The sequence below is a fragment of the Sphingopyxis sp. genome (genome assembly GCF_035686825.1).
Lineage (GTDB): Bacteria > Pseudomonadota > Alphaproteobacteria > Sphingomonadales > Sphingomonadaceae > Sphingopyxis.
Genome location: NZ_DASRYZ010000001.1, coordinates 96,108 through 122,686 on the forward strand (window position 1 = coordinate 96,108; position 26,579 = coordinate 122,686).

General features: G+C 67.1%; 22 protein-coding genes. 2 read left to right on the forward strand and 20 right to left on the reverse strand.

The features are described 5' to 3' along the window. Positions 1 to 2 precede the first annotated feature (2 nt). From fliR to fliE, 14 genes are all read right to left on the reverse strand, one after another. The gene (gene fliR / locus VFG17_RS00425; protein ID WP_325027505.1) at positions 3 to 782 is read right to left on the reverse strand and encodes a flagellar biosynthetic protein FliR; all 780 of its coding nucleotides are present in this window, start codon (positions 780 to 782) and stop codon (positions 3 to 5) included. Positions 783 to 798: 16 nt separating this feature from the next. Continuing rightward, positions 799 to 1,068 (reverse strand): flagellar biosynthetic protein FliQ, encoded by a 270-nt coding sequence (locus VFG17_RS00430; protein ID WP_037557392.1) that lies wholly within the window; start codon positions 1,066 to 1,068, stop codon positions 799 to 801. 227 nt (positions 1,069 to 1,295) lie between these two features. Further along, positions 1,296 to 2,066: a flagellar type III secretion system pore protein FliP gene (gene fliP / locus VFG17_RS00435; protein ID WP_325027506.1), complete on the reverse strand. Its 771-nt coding sequence runs from the start codon at positions 2,064 to 2,066 to the stop codon at positions 1,296 to 1,298. Next, positions 2,056 to 2,334, reverse strand: a complete 279-nt coding sequence (locus tag VFG17_RS00440; RefSeq protein WP_325027507.1) for a flagellar biosynthetic protein FliO — start codon at positions 2,332 to 2,334, stop codon at positions 2,056 to 2,058. The genes fliP and VFG17_RS00440 overlap by 11 nt, the downstream gene beginning before the upstream one ends. Then, a complete protein-coding gene (gene fliN, locus VFG17_RS00445; protein ID WP_295321626.1) occupies positions 2,334 to 2,669 on the reverse strand; it encodes a flagellar motor switch protein FliN in 336 nt (111 codons plus the stop codon). Before fliN ends, VFG17_RS00440 begins: the two co-directional genes overlap by 1 nt. Beyond that, positions 2,662 to 3,606 carry a flagellar motor switch protein FliM gene (locus VFG17_RS00450; protein ID WP_325027508.1) on the reverse strand — a complete coding sequence of 315 codons (945 nt, stop codon included), beginning with the start codon at positions 3,604 to 3,606 and terminating at the stop codon, positions 2,662 to 2,664. The genes fliN and VFG17_RS00450 overlap by 8 nt, the downstream gene beginning before the upstream one ends. After that, positions 3,603 to 4,211: a flagellar basal body-associated FliL family protein gene (locus tag VFG17_RS00455; RefSeq protein ID WP_325027509.1), complete on the reverse strand. Its 609-nt coding sequence runs from the start codon at positions 4,209 to 4,211 to the stop codon at positions 3,603 to 3,605. Before VFG17_RS00455 ends, VFG17_RS00450 begins: the two co-directional genes overlap by 4 nt. A gap of 17 nt (positions 4,212 to 4,228) precedes the next feature. Beyond that, on the reverse strand, positions 4,229 to 5,407 hold the full coding sequence (locus tag VFG17_RS00460; RefSeq protein ID WP_325027510.1) for a flagellar hook-length control protein FliK: 1,179 nt from the start codon (positions 5,405 to 5,407) through the stop codon (positions 4,229 to 4,231). Continuing rightward, positions 5,404 to 5,850 (reverse strand): hypothetical protein, encoded by a 447-nt coding sequence (locus VFG17_RS00465; RefSeq protein WP_325027511.1) that lies wholly within the window; start codon positions 5,848 to 5,850, stop codon positions 5,404 to 5,406. Before VFG17_RS00465 ends, VFG17_RS00460 begins: the two co-directional genes overlap by 4 nt. Continuing rightward, positions 5,847 to 7,178, reverse strand: a complete 1,332-nt coding sequence (locus VFG17_RS00470; protein ID WP_325027512.1) for a FliI/YscN family ATPase — start codon at positions 7,176 to 7,178, stop codon at positions 5,847 to 5,849. The genes VFG17_RS00465 and VFG17_RS00470 overlap by 4 nt, the downstream gene beginning before the upstream one ends. Beyond that, complete coding sequence (locus tag VFG17_RS00475; protein ID WP_325027513.1) at positions 7,175 to 7,774, reverse strand: FliH/SctL family protein; 600 nt, start codon at positions 7,772 to 7,774, stop codon at positions 7,175 to 7,177. Before VFG17_RS00475 ends, VFG17_RS00470 begins: the two co-directional genes overlap by 4 nt. Next, the gene (gene fliG, locus VFG17_RS00480; protein WP_325027514.1) at positions 7,767 to 8,798 is read right to left on the reverse strand and encodes a flagellar motor switch protein FliG; all 1,032 of its coding nucleotides are present in this window, start codon (positions 8,796 to 8,798) and stop codon (positions 7,767 to 7,769) included. Before fliG ends, VFG17_RS00475 begins: the two co-directional genes overlap by 8 nt. Continuing rightward, positions 8,791 to 10,446, reverse strand: coding sequence for a flagellar basal-body MS-ring/collar protein FliF (gene fliF / locus VFG17_RS00485; RefSeq protein WP_325027515.1), 1,656 nt, complete (start codon positions 10,444 to 10,446; stop codon positions 8,791 to 8,793). The genes fliG and fliF overlap by 8 nt, the downstream gene beginning before the upstream one ends. Before the next feature lie 3 nt (positions 10,447 to 10,449). Next, positions 10,450 to 10,800, reverse strand: a complete 351-nt coding sequence (gene fliE / locus VFG17_RS00490; RefSeq protein ID WP_325027517.1) for a flagellar hook-basal body complex protein FliE — start codon at positions 10,798 to 10,800, stop codon at positions 10,450 to 10,452. A 249-nt stretch (positions 10,801 to 11,049) separates the two neighbouring features. Here fliE and VFG17_RS00495 point away from each other — a divergent pair, with 249 nt between their 5' ends. Then, complete coding sequence (locus VFG17_RS00495) at positions 11,050 to 11,868, forward strand: flagellin (RefSeq protein ID WP_325027518.1); 819 nt, start codon at positions 11,050 to 11,052, stop codon at positions 11,866 to 11,868. Between the two features lie 208 nt (positions 11,869 to 12,076). On the opposite strand, the gene VFG17_RS00500 is transcribed toward VFG17_RS00495, so the two are convergent. The 6 genes from VFG17_RS00500 to VFG17_RS00525 form a co-directional block, all read right to left on the reverse strand. Next, a complete protein-coding gene (locus tag VFG17_RS00500) occupies positions 12,077 to 15,355 on the reverse strand; it encodes an error-prone DNA polymerase (RefSeq protein WP_325027519.1) in 3,279 nt (1,092 codons plus the stop codon). Beyond that, positions 15,352 to 16,890 (reverse strand): DNA polymerase Y family protein, encoded by a 1,539-nt coding sequence (locus VFG17_RS00505; protein ID WP_325027520.1) that lies wholly within the window; start codon positions 16,888 to 16,890, stop codon positions 15,352 to 15,354. Before VFG17_RS00505 ends, VFG17_RS00500 begins: the two co-directional genes overlap by 4 nt. Then, positions 16,793 to 17,581 carry a hypothetical protein gene (locus VFG17_RS00510; protein ID WP_325027521.1) on the reverse strand — a complete coding sequence of 263 codons (789 nt, stop codon included), beginning with the start codon at positions 17,579 to 17,581 and terminating at the stop codon, positions 16,793 to 16,795. Before VFG17_RS00510 ends, VFG17_RS00505 begins: the two co-directional genes overlap by 98 nt. Positions 17,582 to 17,732: 151 nt before the next feature. Next, entirely contained in the window at positions 17,733 to 19,160 is a 1,428-nt protein-coding gene (locus VFG17_RS00515) for an efflux transporter outer membrane subunit (RefSeq protein ID WP_325027522.1), read from the reverse strand. Next, positions 19,157 to 22,357: an efflux RND transporter permease subunit gene (locus VFG17_RS00520; RefSeq protein ID WP_325027523.1), complete on the reverse strand. Its 3,201-nt coding sequence runs from the start codon at positions 22,355 to 22,357 to the stop codon at positions 19,157 to 19,159. The genes VFG17_RS00515 and VFG17_RS00520 overlap by 4 nt, the downstream gene beginning before the upstream one ends. 6 nt (positions 22,358 to 22,363) lie before the next feature. Further along, a complete protein-coding gene (locus VFG17_RS00525; RefSeq protein WP_325027524.1) occupies positions 22,364 to 23,542 on the reverse strand; it encodes an efflux RND transporter periplasmic adaptor subunit in 1,179 nt (392 codons plus the stop codon). A gap of 352 nt (positions 23,543 to 23,894) precedes the next feature. On the opposite strand from VFG17_RS00525, the gene VFG17_RS00530 reads away from it, so the two are divergent. Beyond that, positions 23,895 to 26,510, forward strand: a complete 2,616-nt coding sequence (locus VFG17_RS00530; RefSeq protein WP_325027526.1) for a TonB-dependent receptor — start codon at positions 23,895 to 23,897, stop codon at positions 26,508 to 26,510. The last annotated feature ends 69 nt before the right edge of the window (positions 26,511 to 26,579 follow it).

Below are 26,579 nucleotides of genomic sequence, written 5' to 3' on the forward strand. Positions count from 1 at the left end.
GCTCAGACGCCCGCGACCATGCGCGCGGCGTCGAGCGCTTCGGAGAGGAAGCGCGCGATCGCCTCGGCCATCGCGGGCGTCGCGACGCCGAGCAGCACGATCCCGGCGAGCAGGGTCGCGGGGATGCCGACCGCGAACAGGTTGAGCGCGGGCGCCGAGCGGCCAATCACGCCCATGATGATCTGGACGAGGATGAGCACGAAGCCGACCGGCATCGCGATCGTCAGCCCCGCCGCGAACATCAGGCTGCCGAAGCGGATGAGGCCGCCGATCGCGTCCCACGAGGGAAAAGCGTTGCCGGGGGGCAGCGCGTCATAGCTGCCCACGATGATGTCGATGAGCAGAAGATGGCCGTCGGCGGCGAGGAAGAGCGCGGTCGCCATCATCGAAAGAAACTGCCCGATCGCCGAACTCGACGCGCCGCTCAGCGGATCGACCATCGACGCGAAGCCGAGGCCCATCGCATTGCTGATCACTTCGCCCGCGAGCAAGGCGGCGGCGAGCCCCATCTGGAGCACGAAGCCGATCGCGAGCCCGATCACGACCTCGCCGATGATGAAGAAAAAGCCCGGGACCGACACGATGCCTTCGGGCGGCAGCGCCATGCCCGACGCCGCGACCGCGGGCACCCCGACCGCAAGCGCGATCACGAGGCGGAGCTGCACCGGCACGTTCGCCGCGCCGAACACCGGCGCGGCGATGAACGCGGCACCGGGGCGGATCATCCCCAGCATCCACAGCTGGAGCATCGCCTCGATATTCGGGATGTCGGCAGGGTTCATCGGCGTGTCGCGTGCCCTAGCGGACGAGCGCCGGAATCTGCGCGAACAGCTCGCGGGTGAAGTCGGTGAGCAGCACGAGGATGCTGCCGCCGAAGATCGCGAGACAGATCGCGGCCACGATCAGCTTGGGCACGAAGGTCAAGGTCTGTTCGTTGATCGAGGTCGCCGCCTGCACCATGCCGAGCAGCACGCCGATGACGAGCACCGGCAGCAGCAGCGGCGCCGACGCGAGCGCGAGGATCCACAGCGACTGCTGCGCGACTCCGATGAAATAGTCGGCTTCCATGGCCTCAGTGCCTGCTGTCGGGCGACTGGCCTGCCTTGACCGGTTCGATTTTGTCCCGGTGCAGGGCAGGCAAGGCGCCGCGATGCGATATGTCCCGCTCGGGGACCAAAGTGACAATGGGCCAAAAGCGGCCGGTTCCGAAGGGGCTCCCGCGCCGCGCCGCGCCGCGTTCCCCCGAAGCCTGCTCCACGGCGTGATCCAGATGTATCAACCCCATCGTATCGACCCTAACCCACGAAGGAAGAAGCGAGCGATCCCATCGTCAGCGCCCAGCCGTCGACGAGGACGAAGAGCAACAGCTTGAACGGCATCGATATGATCGTCGGCGACAGCATCATCATACCCAGCGACATCAGCGCCGATGCGACGATCAGGTCGATGACGAGGAAGGGCAGGAAGATGAGGAAGCCGATCTGGAACGCGGTCTTGAGCTCGCTGGTGACGAAGGCGGGGAGCAGGATCGAGAAGGGGACGTCCTTCGGGCTCGCGTAGCTCGGCGCCTTGGCGATCTTGGCGAACATCATCAGGTCGGTCTTGCGCGTCTGCTTCATCATGAAGCCGTGCAGCGCGACGCCCGAGCGCGACACCGCTTCGCCGATGTCGATCTGTTCCTGACCATAAGGCTCGATCGCGACGCGGTTCACTTCGCTGATCACCGGCGCCATCACGAACAGCGACAGAAAGAGGCTGAGGCCGACGAGCACCTGGTTCGGTGGCGTTTGTTGCAAGCCCAATGCGTGGCGCAGGATCGACAGCACGATGATGATCCGCGTGAAGCTCGTCATCATCAGAAGCAGCGACGGCAGCACCGTCAAGAGGCTCATCAGGACGAGAATCTGGAGCGACAGGCTCAAGGGCCGGCCGTCGCCGCCGATTTCATTCACCGCGCGGCTGAGGCCGTCGGCCGCCTGTGCGTAGGCTGCGGGCGCGGCGCAGAGCAGCGCGGCGCCGCCGGCGAGCGCCGCGGCGCGCAGCCAGAAGCGGCGATCAGTCGGCATGGAAATCCCCCTGGCTGTCGTCGGCGATCCGCGTGATGCCGTTGCGCGACACCGCGATCAGCACCCGCTGCCCGGCGAATTCGACGACCGCGAGCTTCGATCCCGGACCGAGCGGCAGCACGTCGACCATTTCGACCGCGCGCGCCTTGGTCGCGCCGCCGACGAGCGGCACGCCCATCTGGACGCGCTTCCACAGCCACAGGCTGCCCCACGCCATGCCGCCGACGATCGGCAGCAGGATGAGCAGGCGGAGGATATATTCGAACATCAGGCTCTCCGTTCGAAGCCTTCGAGCCCGCGCGCCGGCGCGACGACTTCGGCGACCTGGATGCCATAGCGGCCGTCGACGCTGACGATTTCGCCCTTCGCGATCAGCGTGCCGTTGGCATAGATGTCGAGCAGGTCGGTCGCGGCGCGGTCGAGTTCGATCACGCTGCCTTCACCCAAGGCGAGCAGTTCGGACAGCGTCATCGAGGTCGAGCCGACCTCGACCGACACGCGCAGCGAGACGCCGGCGAGCAGGTCGAAATTGGGCGCGGCGGCGATGCTCTTGTCGCGCCGGTCGGCGCGCGCGGCCTTCGGGGCTTCGGCGATGTCAGTCATTGTCGGGTCCTTTTTCGATATGTTCGATCATGATCGCGGCGTTGCCATTGGCCTCGCCGATGCTGCCGAACGCGAAGCTGCGCCCGGCGACGGTCACCGGCACATGACGCGGCATGGAAAGTGGAATGATGTCGCCGACCTCGAGCGCGAGCAGCTTGACGAGGCTGATCTCGGGACGCGCGAGCACCGAACGCACGGGCATGCGCACGTCGCGCAGCGCCTTGTCGAGCGCGCCCGACCAGGCGGGATCGCCGCCGCCGTGCGCCTGCATGTCGGGAAGCAGCTCGTCCCCCGCGATCCCGCGCAGCGCGGCGACGGGGTAAGCGCACATGATCATCCGCCCGTCGAAGGGCGCGCCGCGCAGCGTGAAGCGCTGGACGAACAGTTCGTCGTCGGCGCGCACCGCGGCGAGCTTGGCCGGGTCGGCGGTGACGCTGTCGAGTTCGGGTTCGATCGCCAACTTGCCGCGCCATGCGGCGGCGAGCTGCATCCCGATGTCGCGGCCGAGGCGCGCGGCGAAGCGATCCTCGGCGTCGGTCAGCTCTTCGCGTTCGGCGGCGAGCTTGCCCTGGCCGCCATAGAAAATGTCGACGAGCTGGAGCAGCAACGCGCGCGATCCGGCGAGCAGCACGGGCCCCTTGAGCGGCGGCGCGTGATAGCGCCAGAAAATGGCGGGTGTCGCGGACGCGCTCCACTCGGCAAAGCTCATCTGTTCGGCGCCGGCGCGTTCGATCTGGATCGCCGGCGCGCCGAGCGCGCGGATGAGGTCGCGCAAGCTGCGCGCGAACTGGTTCGCGACGCCCTCGAGCGCGGGAAAGGCATAGCCGCCCTCCGCCTTGCGCAGCAGCAGCGACTCCTTGCTGTCCGCAGGCGCGCTTGTCGGCGCCGGAGCGGCCGGCGCCTTCACGGCTTTGACCGATTTCGTGCTGGTGGTCACTGGATCACCAGACTCGTGAAATAGACATTGTCGATACCCCCGAAACCTTCCTTCTCGCGCAGCACATCGTTGATCGCGGCGGTCAACTGGCGTTGAAGCCGCTGTTTCCCCTGCGATGTGGAGAGCAGAGCCGGATCCTGTTCGGCGAGCACCATAAGCACCACCGAGCGGATCGGCACCGCCTGTCGTTTGATATTATTGATAACCTTGCCGTCGTAGAAGGTCGAAAGGCTGATACCGATTTGCAGAAAGCCCGATCCATCGGCGAGGTTCGTCGTGAAGCTGTCGGTGATCGGATAATAGGTGATCTCATACTTGCGCGGATCGACCTTGAACTTGTCGTTCGGGACCGACACCGTGCCGACCTTCGGCGGCGCTTCCTTGTCGTCGCCCTCGGCGGCGGGTTCGGCGTCTTCCTCGCTGCGCACGACGAGCTTCGGATATTTATCCTCGGGCTTCGCTTCATGCGCCTGCAGCGCGCCGAAATAGATGCCCGCGCCCGCGCCGGCGCCAATCAGCGCGACCGCGGCGACCCCGATCAGCAGCAGCTTCTTGAACTTGCCCTTTTTCTTGGGGGCGCCTTCGACGACATTATCCTTGGCCATGATGGGACCCTTTCTGATCAGGCGAAGCGGCCGCGGCGGTCCGCGGCGCGCGCTTCGTCGCGCGGCTCGGCGCGTTCGGTAGCGGTTTCGATGAGGTGGGCGGGGTCAGGTGCGGCGGCGCGGCCCTGGCCCTGGTTTTGGCCCGGCGACTGGCGGCCGGCCTCGCCCGGCGTGCAGGTCACTTCGGCGCCGGCAACGCGGACGCCCTGCTGGCGGAGCTCTTCGACGAGGCGGCCCTGCGCCGCTGTCACGATCGTCGCGGTCGCTTCATGATGCGTGTCCATCTTCAGCGCGACACCCTCGTCGCCTTGTCGCATCGCGACGTCGAGCCGGCCGAGGTGGCGCGGCATCAGGCGAAAGCTGATGTCGCCGCTGTCCGATTTGGTCGCAGCGATGTCGCGCGCGAGCTGATCGATCCACGCGCCGTCGCTGTCCATATCGAGTACGCGTTCGGCGAGCACGACGGGCGCGGCGGCGTCGGCCACCATGGCCGTGCCCTGCGCCGCGGGCTGGGCGAAGAGGATCGTCATCGACGGGGCGGCGTCGACGGGCTTTGCGATCGGCGCGTCGGCGCCGGTGAGGATCGGCAGCGGCACCTTGGCGTCGCGGGGCTGCGCGGCAACCGGCGCTGCGGGCGCCTCGCTGTCGGTCCGGGCCTGAGGTGCTTCGACCGATTTGGTGGGCTTCGCGGCGGCCGGAATGGCGGCGGTCACGACCGCGGCTAAATTGGTCCCAGGGATGGCTGTGGGGACGGTTTCGCCCGGTTCCGCCGTATCGGTAGCGGCGTCGGTTTCGGCTTCGACCGGTGCCGGCTTGCCGGGCGTGGGCGCCGTGCCTGGCACGCTGCCGCTCAGCGCGACCAGCAGGGTCGCGGCCAGCGCGGCAGGGTCGGTTTCGGCGGGCGTAGCTTTGGCCGGCTCGGCCGGGACGGCCGGGACGTCTGCACCGGCCGGCGCTTCGAGCGACGGGGTATTGCTTTGCGGGGCCGCGGCTGCGGCCGTCAGCGCGGGATCGACCTTGATCGTCACGGCGGCGTTGGTCGCCGGGGCGGCGGCAACCGGCGCTGCGGCGAGCAGCTGGTCGAAACCGCCGCCTTCGCCGCCTCCCTCGGGAAGCTGGCCGATATTGGCAAGGAAGGTCGCGAAGCCCGCGGGCATCGCGCCCTGCGGCGTGGGAAGGGATGGCGCGCCCATCATGCCGCGCCGCCTTCGATCAGGCGCAGCCGCATGCCCGTGCGCGGGCGGTGCGGGCGGTTCGCGTCGTCGCGGCGTTCCTGTTCGGCCTCGGCCGATTTGCGGCTGCGCTCATAGAGGCGCACCGCCGATTCTTCCCGGACCATCGCGTTCTGCGCGAGCGCACCCATCTGGTCGCGGCGTTGGCTCGCATTGCTCAGCGGCGTGGTCAGGCTTTCCTGCGCGATGTCGAGCCGCATCGCGAGCTCGCCGATCGTGTTGAGCGCGCGGCCCGCGACCGCGCCCTTCGCCATCGCGAGGTCGACGCGCAGCGTTTCGAGCCGCTTGGCGAGTTCGACCAGATTCGCCAGCTCGCCATTGGCGCGCGCCAGATTGGCCTCGGCCAGCTGATGTTCGACGGAGCGCACGCGGATAATGCGTTTGCGGCGTGCGGTGCGGGCGTTCATGCGGAATATCCTTCGATCAGGGCTTGGCGGGAAATGTCGAAATCGACCTGCGCTTTCGCAGGCTGCGAAACATAGGCGAGCTGGTCGGCGTGGCGGGCGATCGCGGTGTCGAGCACCGGATCGGCGCCGGCGACATAAGCGCCCATCAGCATCAGATCGCGATTCTCTTCATAGAGCGACCAGAGCTGGCGGAAGCGCGCGGCGGCGGCGGCATGTTCGGGGTCGACCGAGTCGACCATCGTGCGCGACAGCGAGCGCGCGACGTCGATCGCGGGATAGACGCCCTGTTCGGCGAGCTGGCGCGACAGGATGATATGGCCGTCGACGATCGCGCGCGCGCTGTCGACGACGGGGTCGTCGATGTCACCGCCGTCGGCGAGCACGGTATAGAGCGCGGTGACCGAGCCGCCCGTTTCGCGGTCGATGCCGGCGCGCTCGCACAGCGAGGGGATGAGCGCGAAGACCGACGGCGGATAACCTTTCATCGTCGGCGGCTCGCCCAAGGTCAGGCCGATCTCGCGTTGCGCATGCGCGACGCGGGTCAGGCTGTCGATCAGCAGCAGCACCTTCTTGCCCTCGGCGCGAAAGGCTTCGGCGATCGCGGTCGCGCGCATAGCGGCGCGCAGGCGAAGCAAGGGCGGATGGTCGGCGGGCACCGCGACGACGACCGATTTCTTGCGCACCTCGGGGGGCAGCTTGGTTTCGACGAAGTCGCTGACTTCGCGGCTGCGCTCGCCGATCAGCCCGACGACGATGACGTCGCATTCGGTGCCGGCGATCATCTGGCCCATCAGCACCGACTTGCCGACGCCCGAGCCCGCGATGATCGCGACGCGCTGGCCTTCGCCGACGGTGAGCAGGCCGTTGATCGCGCGCACGCCCATGTTGAGCGCGCGCGTGACGCGGCCGCGGCGCAGCGGATTGACCTTGCGGCCGGCGAGCGGCCACTGGAATTGCGACTTGATCGCCGGGCGCCCGTCGAGCGGGTTGCCCTGCGCATCCATGATGCGGCCGAGCAAAGCCTTGCCGACCGGAACCATGCTCGACGCGCCGTGCGGTTCGACGGGCGCTCCGGTGACGAGCGGTTTGCCCGAGTCGAAGGGGAGGACGAGGCTGCGGTGACCGCGAAAGCCGACGACCTCGCCATAGACATAATCATTGTCGGCCGACCGGATGCGGACATTGCTGCCGAGCGGCATCGGGAAACCCGACACTTCGAGCATGATGCCTTCGTGCGAGACGAGCGTGCCGATGCGGCGCGGGCTCGCGTGCGCCAGGTCGACGGGCTCGAGCAACTGCTGTGCCGACAGGGCGAGACGGCGCGTCATGCCGCTTCGCTTTCGCCGAGCGCCGCGCGCAATTCCTCAAGATAGACCGCGCGGCCATGCTCGATCCAGCCGGTCGAGGTTTCGATGCGCACGGTGCCGCGCATCATCGCCGTATCGCTCTCGACCGCCATCGAAAGCGGGCAATCCGCGAGCAAGGCGGCGTCGTCGGGATGGACCCACAAGGTGCGGGCCTTGTCGGCGTCGGCGATCATCGCTGCGGCGGTCTCGACCTGCGCCTGCAGCCATTCGGCATCGATCGGCGCGGTAGCGACGATCTGGCGGACGAGGCGTTCGACCGTCGTGGCGATCAGCTGCGCCAGCTCTTCGCTCGGTTCGTCCTGCAGCGCCTCGGCGCCGGCGAGCAGCGCGAGCAGCTGGTGGCGTTCGGCGACGAAGGCGGCTTCGGCCAGGCGCTGGCCTTCGGCAAGGCCGAGCGCGAAAGGGTCGTCGAGGTCGATTTCGTCGAGGCCTTCGGGCTCCTCCGGCGCGGCCTGCTGGGCGGACGCGAAGGACAGGGGGCGAAAGCCGCCGCCGCGCGCCATGGCATCGGCCAGGCGCACGGGCGCGAAACCCGTTTCGGCGGTGCGATCAGACATAATCGTCGCCTCCGCCCGCGATCATGATTTCGCCGGCCGCCGCCATCTGGCGCACGATCTGCATCACGCTCTTCTGCGCGTCGTCGACGTCGGCGCGCTTGACCATCGTCATCTCGTCCATCTCGTCGCGGATCGTTTCGGCCGCGCGCTGCGACATGGTGGCAAGGCACATGTCGACCATATCCTCGTCGGCGCCCTTGAGCGCGATCGCGAGCTGGGCGGCATCGACCGAGCGGAGCACGCTGCTGAGGCTCTTCTTGTCGAGGTCGCGCAGATTTTCGAAGATGAACATCTCTTCCTCGATCGTCTGCGCGAGGATGCGGTCGTGCTTCTTGAGCGAACGGAGCGTGCGCTCCGAAAGCTGCTTCGGCATTTTCTTCATGATCTTGGCGACGTCGCTCGGGCCGCCGATCGCCTGCTTGGCGACGCGCTGGCCGTCGACATTCGCGCTCGCGAGCACCGATTCGAGATCCTCGATCGCCGCGGCGGGCACCGAGGTCAGCATCGCGGCACGCAGCACCAGATCGGCCTGCAGCACTTCGTCGAGCGTCTCGATCGCGCGCGCGGCGACCTCGGGGACGAGCACCGAAAGGATCAGCGCGCCGACCTGCGGATGCTCGCTCGCGAGCAGGCCGCTGATCGCATCGACGTCCATCCAGCGCAGCATTTCGAGCGACGCGGCGCTCCGTTGCGGCGCGACGGCAGCTAGAATATTGTCGGCGCGGACGTTGCCGACCGCCTCATTGATCACGGTGCGGATGCGTGTGTCGGCGCCGATCGCGAGCGCGCTGACGTCGCGGCTGCGCGTGACGAAGCGGTCGAGCGCCTGCCCGATCTGCTGTTCGCTGGCATTGGCGGTGTCGAACATCGCCTTCGCCAGCTGGCGCACTTCGTCGGGATCGAGCTGCTTCAGGATCGTCGCGGCTTCGCTTTCGTCGAGCAGCATCAGCAGGATCGCGGCGGCGGACGATCCTTCGATCGCCGGCAGCGCGGGCATATTGTCCAGTTCGGCGACCTCAGGCACGGGCGCCCTCCTGCATCAGGTGGCGGACGACGAGCGCGGCGCGCGCCGAATCCTGGCGGACGAAGGCGCGGACGAGGTTGGCGCGCGCTTCATAGCTCGGCGCCTGTTCGATCATCTCGAGCGTGATCTCGCGGCCGCCCTGACCGCTGGCGAGTGCCGGGCGGTCGGTGGCGGCGAGCAGCGATGCTTCAAGCTCCTGATTCTGTTCGGCGCGCCTGGCTGCGCGTTCCTTGGCGGCGCGGATCATCGGGCGGCCGATGAACAGGAAGGCGAGCAGTGCGGCGAGGATCGCGCCGACCTGCTTGACCAGCGGCAGGAACCAGCCTTGATCATAAAAGGCGGGCGCCGTGTCTTCGACCACGACGAACGGGCGCTGGTTGATCGCGACGAGGTCGCCGCGCGCCGCGTCATAGCCGATCGCGCCCTTCACCAAGCTGTCGATCTTGGTCAGGTCGGCCTGCGTCAGCGCCTTCTTGCCCTGGTTGAGCGCGACGGCGACCGAGACGCGGCGCAGCCTGCCCTGCGGCGAGTGCGTGACCGAAATCTCGCGGCCGACCTCATAGGCGCGCGCGGCGTTTTCGTTGCTTTCGATACCGGGCGCCGGCGCTGCGCCGGGCGCGGCGGGCTGCGGCCCGTCGGCGGTGACCGTCGTCGCCTGCGGCGGCTGGTTCGACAGCGCGCCCGGAATGCCGACGGCGGGGGCGCTCGTGCCGCTGGTCGAGCGGGTGATCCGTTCGCTGGTCAGCGCACGGTCATTCTCGGGGAAGCTTTCGCGCGTCGCCTGGCTTTCGGACATGTCGACGTCGGCGTGGACCTCGACGGTATAATTGCCGGCGCCGAGCATCGGGCCGAGCAGCGTGTCGAGCGCGCGGCGGAAGCGTTCCTCGACCTGCAATTGCAGCTGAAAAGCCTTCATGTCGCTGCCGCTCGCGGTGTCGGAGAGCAGCGCGCCGCGCTGGTCGATCACCGACACTTGGTCGGCGTTCATGCCGGGAACCGAAGAGGCGACGAGGAAGCGGATCGCCTGCACTTGACCGTCCGACAGCGAACGGCCGTTCTGCAGCGTCAGCATCACCGAAGCGGTGGCGGGCTTGTCGTCGCGGACGAAGAGGCTGGGTTCGGCGGCGGCGACGTGGACGCGCGCGCTCTTGACCGCGTCGATCGTCTCGATCGTGCGCGACAGATCGGCTTCGCGCGCCGAGCGCAGCGCCTCCCCCTCGATCGCGCGGCTCGACCCCATGGGGAGCGAAGCGATCAGGCTGTCGCCGCTCGGCGCCGCCTTGGGCAGGCCCTGTCCTGCAAGCGCGATGCGCGCCTGGTGGAGCTTGTCGGCGTCGACGGTCAGCGCGCCGGTCGAGGCGTCGATGTTATGCGCGATGCCCTGCGACTGCAGCGCCTCGGCGACCGCCGCCTTGTCGGTGTCGTCGAGCCCGGCGAATAGCTGCGCCTGCGGCGCCGCCTGCATCGTGAAATAGGCGAGCGCGGCGATGCCGATCGCCGAGGTCATCGCGATCGCGGGCAGCGCGCGCTGGACGGCGGGCTGGCGGATGAATTGCGTGAAGGGTGCGAGGCGGCCGCCGAGGACGGGGGCGGGCAGGCGGTTCGCGGTCCCGTCGTCGACGGGGGTCAGGATCTGGGCTTCGGCCATGGATTACACCGGCATGTTCATGATGTCGCGGTACGCGGACAGCAGCTTGTTGCGGACTTGCAGGGTGGTTTCGAAGCCGAGCGAGGCCTTCTGGCGCTCGATCATCACGCTGACGATGTCGTGCGTGTCGCCGCGCTCATAGGCTTCGGTGATCTGGCTCGCCTTCGTCTGCTGGGCATTGACCTGCTGCAGCGCATTGTTGATCGCGGCACCGAAATCGGGGCTCCCGGCGCCTTCAGCGCCGCCTTCGGCCGCGCCGATTCCGCCGCGACCGGCGGCGCGCTGGAGCGCCTGGTTCTGATTGAGGATCGAACTGCGCATCTGCAGCAGCCGGCTCGGGTCAATCGTGCTCATTGCTTCTTCATCCGTCCTGATGCGCGGCGGTCTGCCGCACGCACAAAGAAGAATGCAAAGCTCGTGCCAAAAAAATTAAACTAATATTTTCGGTGGTTTAGATCGTCACGAGGATGGCTGTCGGAGGCCTTCGGCATTTTTTTGACGGGCGGGCTTAAGCGTCGGCGCGTCTCGCCGTTACTGCATTCGTGACCGCTCCTCGAGCCCTCACATCACGGGAATGGCCATCGAGGCCGGAAAGGAACAAAGATGACTGTCATCAACACCAATGTGAGCGCGCTGCGCGCCCAGAATAACTCGCGTGTCGCGAGCCAAATGCAGTCGCAGGCGATGGAACGCCTGTCGAGCGGCAAGCGCATCAACAGCGCGAAGGACGACGCCGCCGGCCTCGCCATCGCGACCCGCATGGACGCCAGCGCGCGCGGCCTGACCCAGGCGATCCGTAATGCCAACGACGGTATTTCGCTCGCGCAGACCGCCGATAGCGCCGCCGGCAGCATTTCGGACATCCTCGTCCGTATGCGCGAACTGGCGATGCAGGCCTCGACGGGCACGCTGAGCGACGACGACCGTACGCTGGTGCAGGAAGAAGTCACCGCGCTGATTTCGCAGATCGGCGACGTCGCGACCCGCACTACGTTCAACGACAATGTGCTGCTCAACGGCAGCGTCGCCGCGGGCTTCGACATTCAGACGGGTCTCGATACCGGCCAGGTCGTGAACATCACGATTGCCGATCTGCAGGCCACCGCGCTTGGCGTCGACACGCTCGACTTCTCGACCGCGGCGGGTGCGCAGGGCGCGCTTGCGACGCTCGACACGGCGATCGACACGGTCGCGACCGAACGCGCCAACCTCGGTGCCCAGCAGAACCGCCTGTCGTCGGCTGTCGACAATTTGACGTCGAGCGTCACGAATCTGTCGGAATCGAAGTCGCGCATCGAAGACGCCGATTTCTCGGTCGAATCGACGAACCTCGCCGCCGCCGGCATTCTGGCGCAGGCATCGACCGCGATGCTCGCCCAGGCGAACCAGAGCTCGCAGGGCGTGATGAACCTGCTCCGCTAAGTTCTACGAAAATTTCAGGCTATATTCGGTTGGTCCCTTAGATAGCCTGATTGGATGCCCCGGCCCCCACAGCCGGGGCATCTTCTTTTTGCGCGAAGGCGCGGCACCGGCCCGCTCCCCCACCCGGCCTCCCATAGAATACTATGTCGGGAGGCCGGGTGGGGGAGCGGGCCGGTGCCGCTTCCGGCGTCAGCCGGAAAACGATCCATCAATGAAAATCCCGCGACTTGGGCAGGATGCGGACGTTGCGCGGATGGCCGTGCTGCGCCGCATGCCCGCGCGGCAGCTGCGGATGCCTGACCTCGTCGGCGCGGCAGACGTCGGGGTCGAAGCGCCGGTCGCTCCCCAGCGTATCGAGCATCGCCGTCCGGTCGACGATCCGCGTCGCCATCAGGTGGATGACCCCCTCCTTGCTCCGCTGCACCTCGCCCTCGGCGAGCATCAGCCGCGACGCCATGACGGCGCGGCGATAGCGTTCGAAATGGCGCGCCCAGAGCAGGATGTTGACGATCCCGCCCTCGTCCTCGAGCGTGATGAAGATCGCATTGCCCTTGCCCGGCCGCTGACGGATCAGCACGACCCCCGCGGTGCGGACGATCGCGCCATTCTTCGCGGCGACGACCTGGGTGGCACTCAGCACCCTCTCGCGTTCGAAATCGCGGCGCAGGAACGCCATCGGATGGCCTTTCAGCGACAGCCGCGTCGTCTGATAATCGGTGAGCACATGCTCGACGAGCGGCGTCGGCGGCAACTGTGCATCTTCCTCGGCGCCGAGCTCATCGGTTTCGGCCGCGCCGAACAGCGGCAGCACGCCCTGCCGCACCCGCCGCGCATCCCACAGCGCCGGGCGCCGATCGAGCCCCATCGAACGGCACGCATCGGCATCGGCGAGCAGCCGCAGCGCGCGCGACGGCAGCTTGGCCCGCCGCGCGAGTTCCTCGACCGAGGCAAAGCGCGTGGCGCGCGCATCGGCGATCTGTGCCGCCCATTCCTCGCGAAACCCGTCGACCTGCCGGAAGCCGAGCCGCAGCGCGAGGCTGCCGTCGGCCTTGGGTTCGAGACTGTTGTCCCAGCCGCTCGCATTGACGTCGACCTCACGCACCTCGACCCCATGCTCCTGCGCATCGCGCACAAGTTGCGCAGGAGCGTAGAAGCCCATCGGCTGCGAATTGAGGATGCCGCACGCGAAGACGGCGGGATGATGGCATTTCAGCCATGACGAAACATAGACGAGTTTGGCGAACGACTGGGCATGGCTTTCGGGAAAGCCATAGCTACCGAACCCCTCGATCTGCTTGAAGCAGCGCGCCGCGAAATCGGGTTCGTAGCCGCGCCGGACCATCCCGCCGATCATCTTCTCCTTATATTGATAGATCGTCCCGGCATTGCGGAAGGTCGCCATTGCGCGCCGCAGGCCATTGGCCTCGTCCGGCGTAAACTCGGCGGCGACGATGGCGAGTTTCATCGCCTGCTCCTGAAACAGGGGGACGCCGCATGTCCTGCGAAGCAAATTATAGAGCTCCTTGGGATCGTGCGGCGGCGCGGGCGAAGGATAGTCCACCGCTTCCTCGCCAGCGCGACGCTTCAGATATGGGTGAACCATGTCCCCCTCGATCGGACCGGGACGAACGATCGCCACTTGGATGACCAAGTCGTAAAGTTCCCTTGGCCGCAGGCGTGGTAACATGTTGATCTGTGCGCGGCTTTCGACCTGAAAGACACCGATGCTGTCGCCTTCGCACAGCATGTCGTAAACGTCGGAATCCTCCTCCGGAACATTCCTGAGGTCGTGATCGCCAAGATCGTGCAGCCGCATCAGGTCGAAACATTTGCGGATGCAGGTCAGCATCCCGAGCGCGAGCACATCGACCTTCATTAGTCGCAGTTCATCAATGTCGTCCTTGTCCCATTCGATGAAGGTGCGGTCTTCCATCGCGGCATTGTGGATCGGCACCGTCTCGTCGAGCCGGTCCTCGGTCAGCACATAGCCGCCGACATGCTGCGACAGGTGGCGCGGGAAAGTGAGCAGTTGCGCGACGATCAATTGCAGCCGGGCAATATCGTCCAGTTCGGGGTCCAATCCGGCTTCAACGAAGCGTTCGATAGGCATCTCACTGCCCCAACTGCCCCAGGTCGTGTCGGCGAGCCGCTGGGTGACATCCTCGCTGAGTCCCAATGCCTTTCCGACTTCGCGTACCGCGCTGCGTGGGCGGTAATGGATCACAGTCGCGGCGATTCCTGCGCGCCTCCGCGTGTAGCGGCGATAGACATATTGCATCACCTCTTCGCGCCGCTCGTGCTCGAAATCGACATCAATGTCGGGAGGCTCGCGTCGTTCTTCGGACAGGAAGCGCGTGAAGAGCAGATTATTGTGGATGGGGTCGATCGAGGTGATTTCGAGCAGATAACAGACCAGCGAATTGGCTGCCGAGCCCCGTCCCTGACAAAGGATGGGCGGGTCACGGGTGCGGGCGAAATTGACGATGTCGTGGACGGTCAGGAAATAGCAGGCGAATTTGCATTTGCGGATGAGGGAAAGCTCCTCATCGAGCACCTCCCGCCAACGTTTTGGCAGTCCACCGGGATGGAGCCTGTTCGCAGCCTCCGTCACCATATGTTCGAGCCAGCTTTGCGGCTCCCAGCCTTCGGGAACCGGCTCGTGCGGATATTCATATTCCAGATCACGCAGCGAAAAGCCGATGCGATCGAGGATCTTCGCGCTTTCATCGACCGCTTCGGGACAGGTCCGAAACAAGCGCCGCATCTCCTGCGGTGACTTCAGATGGCGCTCGCCATTGGCGCGCAGCAAGCGCCCGGCATCATTGAGGTTCGTGCCCTCGCGAATGCAGGTGACGACATCGTGAAGTGGCCGCTGCGCGCGGGTCGCGTAAAGGGCGTCGTTGGTGGCGAGCATCGGAATGCCGACACGGTCCGCCAGCGATTCCAGCCGGGCGAGACGCCGGCGATCGCTGCCGCCTCTGGGCATCGTTGCGCCCAGCCATAGCGAATCCGGTGCGACTTCAGCGAGGCGGTGAAGGACGGGTTCATCCTTTTCGGTCGCCATCGCGATCAGGATCATGTCCTCGCAATGGATCAGCAGGTTTTTGAGCTTCATCACGCAGTCGCCCTTTTGGGTGCGGCGATTGCCGATGGTCAGCATGCGGGTGAGGCGACCCCAACCATGGCGCGTGGTCGGATAGGCGATGATGTCGGGCGTGCCGTCGTCGAAGACCAGCCGCGCGCCGACGACGAGTTTAAACGGCGGAAGCTCGATTCCTTCTTCGGCGGCATCCTCGCCCAGCTTGCGCAGGCCGGTCAGCGCCCGCACCACCCCCGCCACACTGTTGCGGTCGGCAATGCCGATGCCGGGCATGCCGAGCGCCATAGCTTCGGCAACCATGTCGGCGGGATGCGAGGCGCCGCGCAGGAAGCTGTAATTGGTTGCCGCCACCAGTTCGGCGAAGCCGGGTTGGGTTTCCTCGCTCATGCGAAGACCCCGTGGATATACCAGCGCGGGTCGGGCTTTTCGTCGTAGAGGCCGTGGCGGAAGAGCCAGAAGCGGCGACCCTGCGCATCCTCGACGCGGTAATAGTCGCGCGTCAGCCCGCCATTGTCGCGGCGGCGCCACCATTCGGCGGCGATGCGTTCGGGGCCTTCGTAGCGGCGGATCGCATGGAAGGCGCGGCGCCAGCGGAAACGCTGCGGCGGGCCGTCGGGGACCTCGGCGATCACCTCGATCGGCTGCGGCGGGTCGAAGAGGTGGAAGGGACGCGTCGGCGGCTCGCCGGGCTCGGGCGCTTGCCAGGGCAGCGGCGCGGGCGCGTCGATCGCGGGCAGTTCGAGCTGCGCCTGTTCGGGGATATGCGTGTCGGCGGGACGCAGCCGTCGCACCCGCCCGCGCCCGAGCCGCGTCGCGAGCCGGTCGGCGAGTTCGTCGATCGCGGCCTCCTTGACCGTGCCGCCCTCGAGCTTGAGCTGGCTCGCCCCGAGCGCCTCGACCCGCGGCACCGCGAGGCGGATCATGTCGAAGCCGAAGCCGGGGTCGAGCGGGTCGGCGAGGCTGTCCATGCGCTCGGCGAAAAGCCGCATGACGAGGCCGGCGTCGCGCGTCGGATGCCCCGTTTCGATCGCGATCGTCCGCGCGAGGCCGTCGCTGCGAAAGAAGGTGGCGCGGAAATGGCGTCCGCCCTTGCCGCGTTCGCCAAGCTCTTCGATCGCTTCGGTGGCGAGTGCGGCAAGTATTTTGGTGGCGTGCGCCGTGCTTCCGAGCGGCTCGGCGAAGCGGCGTTCGGCGGCGACCGGGGGCGGGGTGACGCGCGGGTCGAGCGGGCTCGGCGCATCGCCCAATAGGCGGCGCAGCGCCATCGCGGCGTCGGCGCCGAAGCGCGCGGCGAGGTTCGCCATCGGGCGGCTCGCCAGGTCGCCGATCGTCTTGAGCCCCGCGCGGACGAGTGCGGTTGTCGCTTCGGGCTCGAGTTCGAGCGCGGCGACGGGCAAGCGGCGGATCGCGCTGGCTTCGTCGGGCGCGGGGCGCACCTGATAGCGCGCGAGCGCACGCGCGGCGTCGGCGGTCGGGCCGAGCGCGTGGCGGAGCGTCATGCCGAGCCGCGACAGGCGCATCTCGACATCGGCGATCAGCCCCGCCTCGCCGCCGAAGAGATGCTCGGTCCCCGCGATGTCGAGGATCAGCCCGTCGGGCGCGTCGAGCGCGACAAGCGGGGTATAGCGCGCGCAGCCCTGCGCGAGCCGGTCGAGCCAGTCCTGATCGAGCACCGGATCGTGCGGCACGACGATAAGCTCGCCGACCTGCGCGCGCGCGTCGGCGAGCGGCATGCCGGGACGCAGCCCGATGGCGAGCGCCGCCGCATCGACGCTCGCGAGGCGCATCGCGCCGCGTCGCTTCTCGGCGAAGACGAGCGGGGCGTCAGGCGGCAGCGGCGCCGTGCGAAGCCATCGCTCGGCGGGCAGGAAGGGGAAGAAGAGCGCCAGATAGCGCCGCCTCCCCGAAAGCTTGTTCGTCATGGTTCCAGTCCAGTCGCCAGCGCGTCCCTGCGGGGCCGCCGCGCCAGCGCAGCAGTTCGAGGTCGAAGGCGGGCGCGCCGGGGGCGTTAGCTTCGAGCGCGCGCGAGGCGGCGGCGGCGACGCTCCAGCGCGTTTCGGCGACGCTCGGCGTCGGCGCGGCGTTGAGGCGGAGCATCAGCAGCGTGGTTCCCGCGTCGCGCGCGCCGAGCGCGAGGCGCCGCCCCGCGGTGAGGTCGAGCAAAGGAAACTTGCCCCAGCTTTCGACGATCACCGCCGCCGATCCCGCGCAGCGAATCGCATCGTTCGCGCAGGCGAGCAGCATCTTGGGATCGGCCGTCTCGACGAGGAGCAACCGATCGGGGTCGCCGCCGAGTTCGGCGATGCCGGGGGCGTAGATATGGCCGCTGCGCTTGCCGGCGTCGCTCGTGCGGAGCCAGATCAGCGGCGCCTTGCCCGGCGTGCGCAGCGCGACGAGCGCGGCGAAAGCGGCGGCGCTCGTCGCGTCGAGCGCGTCGGCGGCGAAAAATTCATGGGTGCGCCCCGCGGCGAGCCCGCCGCCGAGCGCCGCGTCGAAGGGCACGTGGCCGCTCGCCAGCCAGCCTTCGGCTCGGCGGCTTTCGACGCCGTCGCTGGCGGCGATCCGGGCGATGCGTTGGCGCAGCCCGGCGAGAGGGTGAGACGACTCGCGCATCATTTGTTCCTGATATGTTCTATTAGCGCGCGAGCGGGGGCGATTGTCAAGCAGAGTCAGCCATTGCCGAGATCGTCACCACGGACTCGATCCGGGGTCCATCTTCCGCCGCCGCGGTGGATGCTGGATCAAGTCCGGCATGACGAAGATGTCAGGGCGCGGGTTGGCTTCCCGCGCTGCTGTCGCCGCCCAAGGCGCGGAACAGCGCGATCCGCGTCTGGACGAGCAAAAGCTGCGTCGCGATCTCGCTCCGCCGCGCCGTATAGAGGCTGCGCTGGGCGTCGAGGCTGGCGAGGAAGCTGTCGACCCCGCCCTTGTAGCGCGCGTCGGTCAGCGTCGCGGTGTCGGCGGCGGCTTCGCTGTTGGCGGCGGCGGCGCGCACGCGTTCGGAAATCGTGCCCTGCACCGCGAGCGCGTCGGCGACCTCGCGAAAGGCGGTCTGGATCGCGCCTTCATAGCCCGCGAGCGTGGCGTCGCGCTGCGCCTCGCTGACCGCGACCCCCGCGCGCCGGCCGCCGGCGTCGAAGATCGTCGCCGTCGCATCGCCGCCCGCCGACCAGCTGAACGATCCGCTGTCGAACAGGCTGGAGAGCGCGTTGCTCGCGAAGCCGAGTAGCCCGGTGAGCGAGATCGACGGGAAGAGCCGCGCGCGCGCGACGCCGATGTCGGCATTGGCGGCGCGCAGATCATATTCGGCCTCGATCACATCGGGGCGGCGCAGAAGGATTTCGGAGCTGACCCCTGCGGGCAGTGCTACGACCGACGGCGTGACTTCGGTCAGGCTCGCGGGCAGCAGCGCGCGGTCGACGTCGCCGCCGACGAGCAGGCGAATGAGGTTCTCGTCCTGCGCGAGCGCGGTCCGTTGCTGCGCGATCGAATCCTCGGCGGTCGCGAGAATCTGTTCGGCCTGGCGCAGGTCGGTGCGCGGCGCGACGCCGCCGTCGAGCCGCGCCTGGGTGAGCCGCACGCTTTCGCGCGCGTTGGCGGCGGTGTCTTCAGCGATTTTCAGCAGGTCGCGGTCGGCGCCATAGGCCGCCCACGCCTCGGCGAGACCGGCGATCAGCGCGAGGCGCACCGTGCGCGACGCGGCCTCGGTCGCGAGCGCGCGGTTGCGGTCGGCCTCGGTCGCATTGGCGAGGCGGCCGAAGAGGTCGAGTTCGAAGGCGGTGACGCCGCCGCGCAGCGAGAAATCGCCGCTGCCTCCGCTATTCCCCCCGCCATTTCCGGCGCCGTTGCCGCCGCCGTCCGAATAGCCCGCCCCCGCGGTCACGCCGATTTCGGGGAATTGTCCCGACCGCGTGACGCGCACCTGCGCGCGCGCCGCGGCGACATTGGCATAGGCGGTGCGCAGGTCGCGGTTGCCGCTCAGCGCCTGCTCGGTCAGCGCCTGCAGCCGCGGGTCGGTAAAGACGCTTTTGTAAGAGAGGATCGGCAGCGCCGCTTCGCTTTGCAGCAGATAGGCGTCGCCGACCGGCCAGCTTTGCGGGACCGGCGGCGCGGGCAGCACCGTCTTGGGCGCGAGCGAGCAGCCGGCGAGCGCGAGCGTGCTCGCGATCAGGAGGGCGCGCGCGCCGGTCATGTCGGCACCTCGGCCGTCCCGCCGTCCTTCTTCTTGCCGAAGCGCGCGCGCATCGCGGCGAGCCCGTCGCGCACGCCGCGGCGGACGAGGACGAAGAAGAGCGGGATGAAGAAGATCGCGAGGAAGGCGGCGGTGAGCATGCCGCCGATCACCGAGGTCCCGATCGCGACGCGGCTGTTCGCGCCGGCGCCGGTCGCGATCGCGAGCGGCAGCACCCCGAAGATGAAGGCGAAGCTCGTCATCAGGATCGGCCGCAGGCGGATTCGCGCCGCCTCGACCGCGGCCTCGATCACCCGCTTGCCCTTGCGCTCCTCCTGCTCGGCGAATTCGATCATCAGGATCGCATTTTTCGCCGCGAGTCCCATCGTCGTGAGCAGGCCGATCTGGAGATAGACGTCGTTTTCGAGCCCGCGCAGATTCACCGCGAATACCGCGCCGATCAACCCCAAGGGGATGACGCACAGCACCGCGATCGGGATCGACCAGCTTTCGTAGAGCGCGGCGAGGCAGAGGAAGATGACGAGCAGCGACAGGCTGTAAAGCAGGGGCGCCTGTCCCGACGAGAGGCGCTCCTGATAGGAGGAGCCCGACCAGGCGACGCTGGTGCCGGGGATTTCGCTTGCCATGCGCTCCATCTCGTCCATCGCCTCGCCCGAGCTGGTGCCGGCGGCGGGTTGGCCCGAGATTTCGAAGGCGGGCACGCCCTGAAAGCGCGAGCTGCTGCTCGGCGTCGTCGACCAGCCGGTCCGGGCAAAGGCCGAGAAGGGCGACATTTCGCCGTCGGCCGAGCGGACAAACCATTGGCCGAGATCCTCGGGCTTGGCGCGATAGGGGGCATCGCCCTGCACATAGACGCGCTTGACGCGCCCCTTGTCGATGAAGTCGTTGACATATCGGCCGCCCCACGCGGTCGCGAGCGTCGAATTCACATCGGCATTGTCGATGCCATAGGCGGTCAGCCGCTGCGTATCGACGTCGATCTTGAGCGTCGCGACGTCGGGCAGGTCGGATAGGCGCATCGACGTGAGCTTGGGATTTTCGTTCGCCATCGCGAGCAGGCGGTCGCGCGCTTCGGCGAATTCGGCGCGGCTCATCCCGCTGCGGTTCTGGAACTGCATCGTGAAGCCCGACGAATCGCCGAGGCCGCGCACCGCGCCGGGGACGAGCGCGAAGATCTGCGCGTCGCGCAGGCCGCTCAGCGCCTTGCGCGCCCGCTCGACAATCGCATCGGCGGTATTTTGCTTGCCCGGCCGGTCGTCCCAATGGGTGAGGTTGACATAGCCCTGGCCGGTGTTCTGGCCCGCCGCCGCGCCGCCGCCGCCGCCCGCGATGAGGAACAGCGTCTGTGTGTTCGCTTTCTCTTGCGTCAGCAGATATTTCTCGATTTCGTCGCGCACCTCGAGCGTGCGCGCCTGCGTTGCGCCGGCGGGCAGGCGGAACTGGACCGAAACGCGCCCCTGATCCTCGTTGGGCAGGAAGCCGCTGGGCAGACGGAGAAAGAGGAAAGCGAGCGCGGCGAGCAGCACGAGATAAATGCCGAGGAAGAGCCATTTGCGGTCGACCACCTTGGTCACGCTGCCAACATAGCGTTCAACCGCGTGGTCGAAGCGCGTGTTGAAGCCGTTTTTCGCGCGTTCGAGGAAAGCGTGGGCGCGCGGAAAGCGCCCGCCGCCAGAGGCCGCGTCGCCATGGTTCTTCGGTTTGAGCAGGGTCGAAGTCAGCGCGGGGCTGAGGATCAGCGCGACGAGCACCGACAGCATCATCGCCGAGATGATGGTGACCGAGAATTGCCGGTAGATGACGCCGGTCGACCCGCCGAAAAAGGCCATCGGCAGGAACACCGCCGACAGCACGAGCGCTATCGCGATCAGCGCGACCTGTAATTCCTGCATCGACTGGATCGTCGCTTCGCGCGCCGACATGCCGGGATTTTCTTCCATCAATCGCTCGACATTCTCGACCACGACGATCGCGTCGTCGACGAGCAGGCCGATCGCGAGCGTCAGCCCGAACAGGGTCAGCGTGTTGATGCTGAATCCCAATATATAGAAGATGCCGAAGGTACCGAGCAGCACGACGGGAACCGCGATCGCGGGGATCAGCACCGCGCGCCAGCTTTGCAGGAAGACGAACATCACGAGGATGACGAGCAGGATCGCCTCGAACAGCGATTTCTGCACCTCGCTGACCGACAGCTTGATGAAGGCGGTCGCATCATTGGCGTAAGAGTAGGTGAGGCCGTCGGGGAAGTCGGCGGCGAGTTCCTCCATCCGCGCCTTGACCCGGTCGGCGGTCTCGAGCGCGTCCGACCCCGGCGACAGCGAGATCGACATGCCGGCGCCCGGATGCCCGTTGATCCGAACGATCGCGCTGTAACTCTCGGCGCCGATCTCCACCCGCGCGACATCCTTGATGCGTACCGTCGATCCGTCGGGCAGCGTCTTCAGGACGATATTTTCGAACTCTTCGACCGTCTGCATTCGTGACTGGGCGGTTACCGTCGCATTGAGCATCTGGCCCTCGGGCGCCGGCAGGCCGCCGACGTCGCCCGCGGCGACTTCGCTATTTTGCGCGGTGATCGCCGAAATCACATCATTTGGCATCAGCGACACGGCGGCGAGACGCCGCGGATCGAGCCAGATGCGCATCGCGTGCGGCGATCCGAACACATTGACCTCGCCGACACCCTCGACGCGCGACAAGGGATCCTGGATGTTCGACGACAGAAAATCGGCCACATCGGGGAAGGACCGGGTGTCGGTCGTATCATAGACGCCGACGAGCAGCAGCGTGTCCGAGTTCGATTTGGTGACGCGCACACCCTGCGCCTGCACCTGTTGCGGGAGCCGCGAGATCGCCGACTGGATCTGATTCTGGACCTGCACCTGCGCGATGTCGGGGTCGGTGCCCTTTTCGAAGATCGCGGTGATGTCCGCGCGCCCGCGCGAGCTCGACTGCGAGCTGAAATAAAGGAGGCCGTCGATCCCCGTCAGCTGCTGTTCGAGCACTTGCGTGACGCTGTTCTCGATCGTTTCGGCCGACGCGCCGGGGTAGGAGGCGCGGATATTGACCTGCGCCGGCGCGATGTCGGGATATTGCTCGATCGGCAACGAAAAAAGCGCGCCCACGCCGCCGAGCATGACGATGATCGCCAGCACCCAGGCAAAGATTGGCCGGTTGATGAAAAGGCGCGACATGGGGCGCTACTTGCCCTTCGTTCCGGCGGCCGCGCCTTTAGGCGGCCCCACGCGCTGCGGGCTGTTCGCGGGCACCGGCCGGATCGACGCACCCTGCCGCAGATTGCCGATCCCCTGCGTGATCACGCGCTCGCCGGGTTTCAGCCCGTCGGTGACGACCCAGTTCGCGCCCGAGGTGCGGTCGGCGACGATCTTGCGCCGCACCGCCTTGTTATCCTTGCCGACGAGATAGACGAAGGCCGAACCGTCGAAGTCGCGCTGCACCGCGGCCTGCGGCAGCAGGATCGCCGACGGGTTCACCGCCTGATCGAACATCGCGGTCACGAACATGCCGGGCAGCAACACGCCCTTCGGATTGGGAAAGCGCGCGCGCAGCGTCACCGTGCCGGTCGCCTCGTTGACGGTGACGTCCGAAAACTGGACCGTCCCGGCAAAGCCGTAATTGCTGCCGTCCTCAAGGCGCAGGCGCACCGACGTGCTGCCGGCGGTGACTCCGCCGCTTTCGATCGCCTGACGCAGCGTAGTGAGCTCGGCGCTCGACTGCTGCATGTCGACGAACATCGGATCGGTTTGCTGGATCACCGCGAGCGGGGTCGCCTGGCTCGCACTGACCAGCCCGCCGGGCGTCACGAGGCTGCGTCCGATGCGGCCGCTGATCGGCGCGGTGATCGTCGCGAAGCGCAGGTTGATGCGCGCGGTTTCGAGCGCGGCGCTATTCTGCGCGACCGCGGCGCGCGCCATCCGCGCCTGTGCGAGCGCGTCGGTATAATCCTGCTCGGCGACCGCCTGCATCTTGGCAAGCGGTTCGAGGCGGCGCGCGCGTTCGTCGGCCGCCTCTGCGCTCGCACGCGCACTCGCGACGTTCGCGGCGGCCTGGTCGACCCCTGCCTGATAGAGGCGCGCGTCGATCTGATAGAGCGGCGCGCCGGCGCGCACGAAGCTTCCCTCGGTGAACAGCCGGCGGCGGATCAGGCCGTTCACCTGCGGGCGCACTTCGCTCGTTTCATAGGCGACGGTGCGTCCGCCGAGCGAGGTGGTGACGGGCACCGGCTGGACCGCGGCGGTGACATAGCCGACCTCGGGCGCGCTACGCCCGCCCTTCTCCTCTGTGGCGGAGCAGGCGGCAAGCGACAGCGCGATGGCACACATGGCTCCGGCACGAAGCAGCGGCCTCTTGTCCAGCATGGATTATCTCGTTTCAAATCGGAACGGGGGAGTTTTGCGCCTATTCAGCCCATTGCCCCCGCGCTGGCAAGCCCTCTGGACGCGATGCGACAATTTGCGACAATTTTTCTAACCGACGGCCGACCAGCCAAACGCGGCCCAAAGTTGTCATACTAATGGGATAGTTGTCATACAATTTTTTGCTTGACAGTGGCTCGCTCTTGCCCGCATCATCGTGACACCGGTTACCAAAGCCGGATAACGAAATAGAAATAGATGGGCGACCGAGTGGCTCCGAAAGGCGGCATTGGTCGCAATCCGTGGAAAACGGGCGCTCGGGCGGCAAGTCCTGCGCCCGGGTGGGAGGATGGATATGGCTATTCAGGCAAGACGAGGCATCGGGATAGTGGCGAAGCTCGCGGGCGGCGCGTCGCTGGTCGCGCTGGCGATGACGCCGGCTCATGCGCAGGACGCGGCCGCCGCGCCCGCCGAAGAGGATGCGATCGTCGTGACCGGCATCCGCGCATCGCTCGAACAGGCGGCCGACATCAAGCGCGAGGCCGATCAGGTGCTCGACGTTATCACCGCCGAGGATGTGGGCAAACTTCCCGACGCGAACGTCGCCGAGGCGCTGCAGCGCGTCACCGGCGTCCAGATCACCCGCGTCTTCGGCGAAGGCCAGTCGGTGTCGGTGCGCGGGCTGCAGCAGGTCCGCGTCGAGGTCGACGGGCGCACTTTGCTCGGCTGGTCGGCGCGGCTGTCGCCGCCCGAGAATGACCAGCTCGGCCGCTCGTCGGGGCTCGACTCGGTGCCGTCGAGCCTGTTCGGGCGTCTGGAGGTGCGCAAATCGCCGCTCGCGAGCCAGGCCGAGGGCGGGCTCGGTGGCACGGTCAACCTCGTCACGCCGAAGCCGCTGTCGTTCAAGGAGCCGACGGTGTCGCTGCGCGCGCAGGGTGTCTATTCGGAAAATTCGGACAAGTTCGAACCCGCGATCACCGGTTTCGCGACCACCAAATTCGCCGACGACCGCATCGGCGTCATGCTCGCGGGCGAATATCAGAAGCGCACCTCGACGACGCAGGCGTTCGAACGCAACAATTTCCTCGACCGCAATTACACCGCCGGCGGGACGACGACCGTCCAGCAGACGCCGGTGCTGCTCCAATATGAACAGTTCACCGTCGACCGCTCGCGGCTCGGCCTCAACGGCGCGATCCAGTTCGCGGTGACGCCCGAGTTCACGGTCACCGCCGACGCGCTCTATTCGAAGCTCAAGACCGGGCGCCGCCAGGATTTCTTCGCCTTCCGCCTGCCCACTGGCACCAATCCGGTGACGAACGCGGTCGTCGAGGATGACATGGTCGTCGCGGGCAATGCGAACGGCACCGTCACCACCGCGGGGCAGATCCGCAACGAGCCGACCGAAAGCTTCCTCTACGGGCTCAACGGCAAATATGAAAGCGACGGGCTGACGATCGAGGCCGACGGTTATTACAGCAAGGGGACGATCGACCAGACGATCCAGATCATCACGCTGCAGGCGGCCGCGCCGGTTCCGGGCGCCTTCGATTTCCGCGATCAGACGATCCCGTCGCTGACGCTCGGCGGGACGTTCGACCCGGCCGATTACGCCTCCTACAACCCCGCGAACAACGGCGTGCGCAGCAACCGCCTGCTCGGCCTGCTCGAGGAATGGACGGGCAAGCTCGACGTCGCTTACGAAACCGCGGGCGGGGTCACGATCGCGGCGGGGGTGCGCTATACCGACCTCCACGCGCGCTCGAACGCCTTCCGTAGCCAGGTCACCCCGACCCGCGAGGAGATCGAGCCCTATCTGAAGCGCGTCGACGCGGGCGATTTCCTCTCGGACATTCCGGGCACTTTCCCGAACAGCTTCCTGAGCACCGCGCCGACCTACGATTATGTCTTCAACCGTGCGCAGGCGGCCGAACCCAATCCCGATCCCGACGGCCGCTCGACGCTGCTGCCCAACCTCCAGCGCGATTATGACTTCAGCGAAAAGACGCTCGCCGGCTATCTGATGGTGTCGGGCGAGGGCGAGATCGCCGGCATGTCATACAAGGCCAATGCCGGCGTGCGCATCGCATCGACCCGCCTGTCGGTCGATAGCTATGTCAATGTCGGGGCGGTCAGCACGCTGCGCAACGACAGGAATCGCTATACCAACGTCCTGCCGAGCGCGAATATCGCGTTCAACGTCACCGACGATTTCCTCGTCCGCGTGTCGGGATCGCAGACGATGCAGCGCGCCTCGATCGCCGATCTGGCTCCCTCGACCTTCTTCAACGCGACCAACCTGTCGGTCACCGGCGGCAATGTGAATCTCGAACCGCCGATCGCGACGCAGGCCGATATCAGCTTCGAATATTATACGGGGAAAAGCTCGCTGATTTCGGGCGCGGTCTTCTACAAGGACGTCAGGAATTTCATCGCGAGCTTCGTGACCACCGGGATCGATCTCGAGCTCGACGATCAGGGCCGCGAGCTGACCTTCTCGCGTCCCGAAAATCTCGCGAGCGCGAAGATCAAGGGCTTCGAGATCGGCATCCAGCAATTCATGGACTTCCTGCCTTCGCCGCTCGACGGCTTCGGCGTGATCGCCAACTACACCTATTCGGATGCCGAGGATAACGCCGGCTTCCCGCTCGTCGCGGTGTCGAAGAACAGCTACAACCTCGTCGGCCTCTATGAGAAGGGGCCTTTCTCGGCGCGCATCGCCTATAATTATCGCGACGAGGCGGTGTTCGAATTTTCGCAAGGGCGGCCGAGCTTCATCGGCGCGCGCTCGCAGCTCGACGCGCAGCTCGGTGTCGACATCACGCAGAATATCGCGCTGTCGCTGCAGGCGCAGAATCTGCTGCCGAAAAAATCGGCGACGAGCGAATATAGCAATTTCAACACCACCGCGCTCAACAGCTATGCCTTGTCCGAACGGCGCTTTTCGGTCGGCGTGCGCGCGAAGTTTTAAAAAAGGGGCCCCCGGCATGGCGGCGCCCCCGACCCTCCACTGGTCGCGCGCCGCCATGCCACCGGGCCC